Below are 6,570 nucleotides of genomic sequence, written 5' to 3'. Positions count from 1 at the left end.
CGTCTCCCCGCGCCCCGCCAGAGGCGCGGGGCGTGACGTGGCGCTGCACACACTTGCCCCGTCGCAGGTCAGGCGCGAGTTGACGGGGTCACTCGGGCGTGGTGGACTGCCCATGCCAAGCGGCGGCATGGAGAGGAAGCCGGTGAGAATCCGGCGCGGTCCCGCCACTGTCACCGGGGAGCGCTCCTCCATTCGAGCCACGGCCGCAGTGCGGCTGGAAGGCGGAGTGAGCGTCGATCCGGGAGCCAGGAGACTCTCACCGCCGGTCACGTCGAGCCAGGGCGAGGACCCTGAGTGAGGACGCCTGCCATGCGTGGCTATTCCGCCGCCCCCGCTGTCACCGTGCGCGCCGCCGCGCCGCCACCCGCACCTGAGCTCCTCCGAGGGGCCGCGGTCCGCTGAGCGATGCGGGCTTCCCACACAACCCATCCGTACGCCTGCGGCGCGGCCCTCGGCTTCCTCGGCGACCTGCTGCTGGGCGACCCCCGGCGCGGCCACCCCGTGGCCGCCTTCGGGCGCGCCGCCGCGGCCCTGGAGCGCCGGATGTGGCGCGACGACCGGGGCGCCGGGGCGGTGTTCGCCGTGCTGTGCGCGTCCGGCGCCGCGGCCGCCGGTGCCGCCGTCTCGCGCGCCGCGCTGCGCACCGGGCGCCCGGCCGCCTCCGCCGCCGCCACGGCCACCGTGGCCTGGGCCGTGCTCGGCGGGACGAGCCTGGTGCGCGAGGCGCGCGCGATCGGCTGCGCCCTGGAGGCCGGGGACGTCGGCCTGGCGCGGGAGCGGCTGCCGCGGCTGTGCGGACGGGACCCGCAGGCGCTGGACGCGGAGGCGCTGGCGCGGGCCGTCGTGGAGTCCGTCGCGGAGAACACCTCGGACGCGGTGGTGGGCGCGCTGGTGTGGGGCGCGCTCGCCGGTCTCCCCGGCATGGCCGCGTTCCGGGCGCTCAACACGCTGGACGCGATGGTGGGTCACACCTCGCCGCGCCACCGCCGCTTCGGCTGGGCGTCGGCCCGGATGGACGACGTCGCCGGGTGGCCCGGCGCGCGGCTCACCGCGCTGCTGGCCGCCGCGGCGGGGGACGACCCGCGCGGAGCCGTACGCGCCTGGCGTACGGACGCACACCGGCACCCCAGCCCGAACGCGGGCCCGGTGGAGGCCGCGTTCGCCGGGGCGCTCGGTGTGCGCCTGGGCGGCACGCTGGCCTACGGCGGCCGGATGGAGCACCGTCCGGTGCTGAACGGGCCGGGGCGCGCGGTCCGCACGGAGGACATCGCGCGCGCGGTACGGCTGTCGCGGCGGGTCGGGCTGCTGGCCCTCGCCGTCACGGCGGCGGCCCGTGCCGCGGCGGAGAGGGGGCGGAATGGGCGCGCGTGACGGCGGCGGACTGCTGGTCGCGGGGACCACCTCGGACGCGGGCAAGAGCGTCGTGACGGCCGGGGTGTGCCGCTGGCTGGCGCGCAAGGGGGTCCGTGTGGCGCCGTTCAAGGCACAGAACATGTCGCTCAACTCGTATGTCACACGGGACGGCGCCGAGATCGGACGGGCCCAGGCCATGCAGGCGGCGGCGGCCCGGGTCGAGCCGAGCGCCCTGATGAACCCGGTGCTGCTGAAGCCCGGCGGGGACCGCACCAGCCAGGTGGTGGTCCTGGGCAGGGCGGTGGGCGAGATGTCGGCCCGGGGCTACTTCGGCACCCGCGGCGGCTCCACGGCGCGCCGTGAGGACCTGCTGGAGCCCGTCACCGACTGCCTGGCCGAGCTGCGCCGCACCCACGACGCGGTCATCTGCGAGGGTGCGGGCAGCCCGGCCGAGATCAATCTGCGCGGCGGGGACATCGTCAACATGGGCCTGGCGCGGGCCGCGCGGCTGCCCGTGCTGGTCGTCGGGGACATCGACAGGGGCGGCGTCTTCGCGTCCCTCTTCGGCACGACCGCACTGCTGGGCGAGCGCGACCAGGAGCTGCTCGCGGGCTATCTGGTCAACAAGTTCCGCGGCGACGTCTCGCTGCTGGAGCCGGGCCTGGAGATGCTGCGGCGGCTGACCGGGCGGCCGACGCTGGGCGTGCTGCCGTTCCGGCACGGCCTGGGCATCGACGAGGAGGACGGGCTGCGCGTCTCCCTGCGCGGCACGGTGCGCGAGTCGAGCGCCGCTCCGCCGCACGGTGCGGACGTGCTGCGGGTGGCCGTGCTGCCGGTGCCGCTGATGTCGAACTTCACGGACGTCGACGCGCTCGCCGCCGAGCCGGGCGTGGTGGTGCGGTTCAGCGACCGCCCGGAGGAACTGGCCGACGCCGACCTGGTGGTCGTGCCGGGGACGCGCGGCACCGTGCGGGCGCTCGCCTGGCTGCGGGAGCGCGGGCTGGCCGCGGCACTCGCCCGGCGGGCCGCCGAGGGCCGCCCGGTGCTCGGCATCTGCGGCGGCTACCAGGTGCTGGGCGAGCGGATCGAGGACGACGTCGAGTCCCGGGCCGGAGTGGTCGACGGACTCGGGCTGCTGCCGCTGCGGGTGCGGTTCGCGCCGGAGAAGACCCTGGCGCGGCCGGAGGGCGGCGCGCTGGGCGAGCGCGCCGAGGGCTATGAGATCCACCACGGCGTGGCGGACGTGCTCGGCGGGGAGCCTTTCCTGGGCGACGGCTGCCGCGTCGGCGCGGTGTGGGGGACGCACTGGCACGGCTCCCTGGAGTCCGACGCGTTCCGGCGCGCCTTTCTGCGCCGGGTGGCGGCCGACGCGGGACGCGCCTTCGTGCCGGCGCCCGACACCGACTTCGCCGCACTGCGGGAGGAACAGCTTGATCGCCTGGGCGATCTGATCGAGGAACACGCGGATACCGCAGCGCTGCTGCGGCTCATCGAGGAAGGCGCCCCGCGGGGCCTTCCCTTTGTCGGACCGGGAGCCCCATGAGCACTGTTCTGTTGCTGTCCACGTCGGACACCGACCTGCTGGCGGCGCGCGCCTCCCAGGCCGCCTACCGGATCGCCAACCCCACGCGCGTCGATGTGGCCGAGGAGCTGCCGGCGCTGCTGGAGGGGGCCGGGGTCGCGGTCGTACGGCTGCTGGGCGGCAAGCGCGCCTGGGAGGACGGGCTGGCCGCGCTGCGGGCCTCCGGGCTGCCGTGTGTGCTGCTGGGCGGCGAGTCCGTCCCCGACGCGGAGCTGATGGCCGAGTCGACGGTGCCCGCCGGGCTGGTCGCGGAGGCGCTGAAGTACCTCGTGGAGGGCGGCCCGGACAACCTCACCGAGCTGGCGCGGTTCCTGTCCGACACGGTGCTGATGAGCGGCGAGGGCTTCGCGCCGCCCGTCGCGATGCCGCAGTTCGGGGTGCGCGGTGCGCGGCCCGTGCGCGAGGGCAGGCCGACGGTCGGGGTGCTCTTCTACCGCGCGCACGAGCTGTCCGGGAACACCGCCTTCGTCGATGCCCTGTGCGACGCCGTCGAGGAGCGGGGCGGCAACGCGCTGCCGGTGTACTGCGGCTCGCTGCGCGGCGCCGACCCGGCGCTGTACGAGCTGCTGGGACGGTGCGACGCGCTGGTGACGACGGTGCTCGCGGCGGGCGGCTCCCGGGCGAGCGACGCCAGCGCGGGCGGCGACGACGAGGCGTGGGACATCGGCGCGCTGGCCGAGCTGGACGTACCGCTCATCCAGGGGCTGTGCCTGACGGGCACCCGCAAGGCGTGGGAGGAGTCCGACGCCGCGCTCTCCCCCATGGACGCCGCCATGCAGGTCGCCATTCCGGAGTTCGACGGGCGGCTGATCACGGTGCCGTTCTCGTTCAAGGAGGAGGGCCCGGACGGTGTGCCCGTCTACGCCGCCGACGAGGAGCGCGCACGGCGGGTCGCGGGGATCGCCGTACGGCACGCCGCGCTGCGCCACAAGCCGAACGGCGACAAGCGGGTCGCGCTGGTGTTCACCGCGTACCCGACGAAGCACTCGCGGGTCGGCAACGCGGTCGGCCTGGACACCCCCGCCTCGGCCGTGCGGGTGCTCGACGCGCTGCGCGACGCCGGATACGGCGTGGAGGGCTACCCCGACAGCGGCGACGAGCTGATCCACCGGCTGATCGCGGCCGGCGGGCACGACGTGGAGTGGCTGACCGAGGAGCAGCTGGCCGCCGCCCCGGCACGCGTCCCGCTGCGGGACTACCAGGAGTGGTTCGCCACCCTGGACCCCGCGCTGCGGCACGCCATGGTGGAGTCCTGGGGCGAGCCGCCGGGCGGGCTGTACGTCGACGGGGACGACATCGTCCTGGCGTCCCTCCAGTTCGGCAACGTCGTGGTGCTCATCCAGCCGCCGCGCGGCTTCGGCGAGAACCCCATCGCCATCTACCACGACCCGGACATGCCGCCGTCGCACCACTACATGGCGACCTACCGGTGGATGGAGACCGCGGTGTCCCAGGGGGGCTTCGGCGCCGACGCGGTCGTGCACATGGGCAAGCACGGCACGATGGAGTGGCTGCCCGGCAAGGGCCTGGGCATGTCAGCGGGCTGCGCCCCGGACGCGGTGCTGGGCGACCTGCCGCTCGTCTACCCGTTCATCGTCAACGACCCCGGCGAGGGCACGCAGGCCAAGCGGCGCGGCCACGCCACGGTGGTGGACCACCTGGTGCCCCCGATGGCCCGCGCCGACTCCTACGGCGACCTGGCCAAGCTGGAGCAGCTGCTGGACGAGTACGCCCTGGTGTCCGACCTGGACCCCGCCAAGGCCCCGGCAGTGCGCAGCCAGATCTGGACGCTCGTACGGGCCGCCGAGCTCCACCACGACCTGCATGTCGAGGAGCAGCCGGACGAGGACGAGTTCGACGAGTTCGTCATGCACATCGACGGCTGGCTGTGCGAGATCAAGGACGTGCAGATCCGCGACGGGCTGCACATCCTGGGCGGCGGTCCACAGGGCGAGCCGCGCGTCAACCTGGCCCTCGCGGTGCTCCGCTCCGCACAGGTGTGGGGCGGCGTCGGCGGGGCGCTGCCGGGGCTGCGGGCCGCCCTCGCCGCGCACGTCGGGCTGGTCGAGTCCGATCTGCTGGCCGACCCGGGCGCCCGGGTGGCCGTGCCGGACGCGCTGACCGCGCTGGTGGACGGCCCCGCGCGGACCGCCTCCGACGCCGTCGACCTGCTGGAGAAGCTGGCCCGCTCGCTGGCCGAGGAGATGGAGGCCCGGGAGTGGGCCGCGGACGCGGTGGGCCCGGTCGTGGAGAGCGTGCTGGGGCAGCCGGTGACCGACGCCGTACGGGTGCTGGAGTTCGCCTGCCAGGAGGTCGTGCCGCGGCTCGCCCGGACGACGGACGAGATCGGCAACGTGCTGCACGCGCTGGACGGCGGCTACATCCCCGCGGGTCCCTCCGGCTCGCCCACGCGCGGCCTGGTGAACGTGCTCCCCACCGGGCGCAACTTCTACTCCGTCGACCCCAAGGCCATCCCCTCGCGCCTCTCGTGGGACGTGGGCAGCGCCCTGGCCGACTCCCTGCTGAAGCGCCATCTGGACGACAACGGCGACTACCCGCGCTCGGTCGGGCTGACGGTGTGGGGCACGTCCTGCATGCGCACCCAGGGCGACGACATCGCGGAGATCCTGGCGCTGCTGGGCTGCCGCCCGGTGTGGGACGACGCCTCGCGCCGGGTGACCGGCTTCGAGGTGATGCCCCTCCAGGAGCTGGGGCGGCCCCGTATCGACGTGACGGTGCGGATCTCCGGCTTCTTCCGGGACGCCTTCCCGCACGTGGTCGGCCTGGTCGACGACGCGGTCCGCACGGTGGCCGAACTGGACGAGCCCGCCGAGTCCAACTACGTACGGGCGCACGCCGACCAGGACACGGCCGAGCACGGCGACCGGAGGCGCGCCACGGCCCGCATCTTCGGCTCCAAGCCGGGCGCCTACGGCGCGGGCCTGCTGCCCCTGATCGACGCGCGCAACTGGCGCTCCGACGCCGACCTGGCGGAGGTGTACGCGGTGTGGGGCGGCTACGCGTACGGGCGCGGCCTGGACGGGCGCGCGGCGCGCGGCGACATGGAGACGGCGTTCCGCCGGATCCAGGTGGCGGCGAAGAACGTGGACACCCGGGAGCACGACATCGCCGACGCCGACGACTACTTCCAGTACCACGGCGGCATGGTCGCCATGGTGCGCCATCTGACGGGGGACGCCCCGGAGGCGTACGTCGGCGACAGCGCGGTGCCCGACCAGGTGAAGACGAGGACGCTCGGCGAGGAGACACACCGCGTCTTCCGCGCCCGGGTGGTCAACCCGCGCTGGATGAGCGCGATGCGCCGGCACGGCTACAAGGGCGCCTTCGAGATGGCGGCCACCGTGGACTACCTGTTCGGCTACGACGCCACGGCGGGCGTGGTCGACGACTGGATGTACGAGAAGCTGGCGGCCGAGTACGTCTTCGACGCCGAGAACCAGGACTTCATGAAGAAGTCCAACCCCTGGGCCCTGCGCGGGATCTCGGAGCGGCTGCTGGAAGCGGCCGAGCGCGGCCTGTGGGAGGAGCCGGACCAGGCGACGCTGGACCGGCTCCGGGAGACGTACCTGGAGCTTGAGGGCGAGCTGGAGGGCGACGAGTGACCTCCCGCACCC

Annotated in this window: 3 protein-coding genes and 1 riboswitch; all 3 genes read left to right on the top strand. The window is 74.8% G+C overall.

Going from position 1 to position 6,570, the window contains the following annotated elements:
- The first annotated feature begins 132 nt into the window (after positions 1 to 132).
- A riboswitch (cobalamin riboswitch) is annotated at positions 133 to 256 on the top strand.
- Positions 257 to 405: 149 nt separating this feature from the next.
- From G5C65_RS28665 to cobN, 3 genes are read left to right on the top strand one after another with little or no spacing between them, the layout of a single operon-like run.
- Complete coding sequence (locus G5C65_RS28665; RefSeq protein ID WP_165301947.1) at positions 406 to 1,371, top strand: cobalamin biosynthesis protein; 966 nt, start codon at positions 406 to 408, stop codon at positions 1,369 to 1,371.
- Complete coding sequence (locus G5C65_RS28660) at positions 1,358 to 2,896, top strand: cobyric acid synthase (RefSeq protein ID WP_165301946.1); 1,539 nt, start codon at positions 1,358 to 1,360, stop codon at positions 2,894 to 2,896. Before G5C65_RS28665 ends, G5C65_RS28660 begins: the two co-directional genes overlap by 14 nt.
- Positions 2,893 to 6,558, top strand: coding sequence for a cobaltochelatase subunit CobN (gene cobN, locus G5C65_RS28655; RefSeq protein ID WP_165301945.1), 3,666 nt, complete (start codon positions 2,893 to 2,895; stop codon positions 6,556 to 6,558). The genes G5C65_RS28660 and cobN overlap by 4 nt, the downstream gene beginning before the upstream one ends.
- The last annotated feature ends 12 nt before the right edge of the window (positions 6,559 to 6,570 follow it).

Origin of the sequence: Streptomyces boncukensis, from assembly GCF_011045075.1 — a bacterium.
GTDB lineage: Bacteria > Actinomycetota > Actinomycetes > Streptomycetales > Streptomycetaceae > Streptomyces > Streptomyces boncukensis.
Note: the sequence above shows the minus strand (reverse complement) of the source record. Positions and strands in the feature narration are given on the sequence as shown.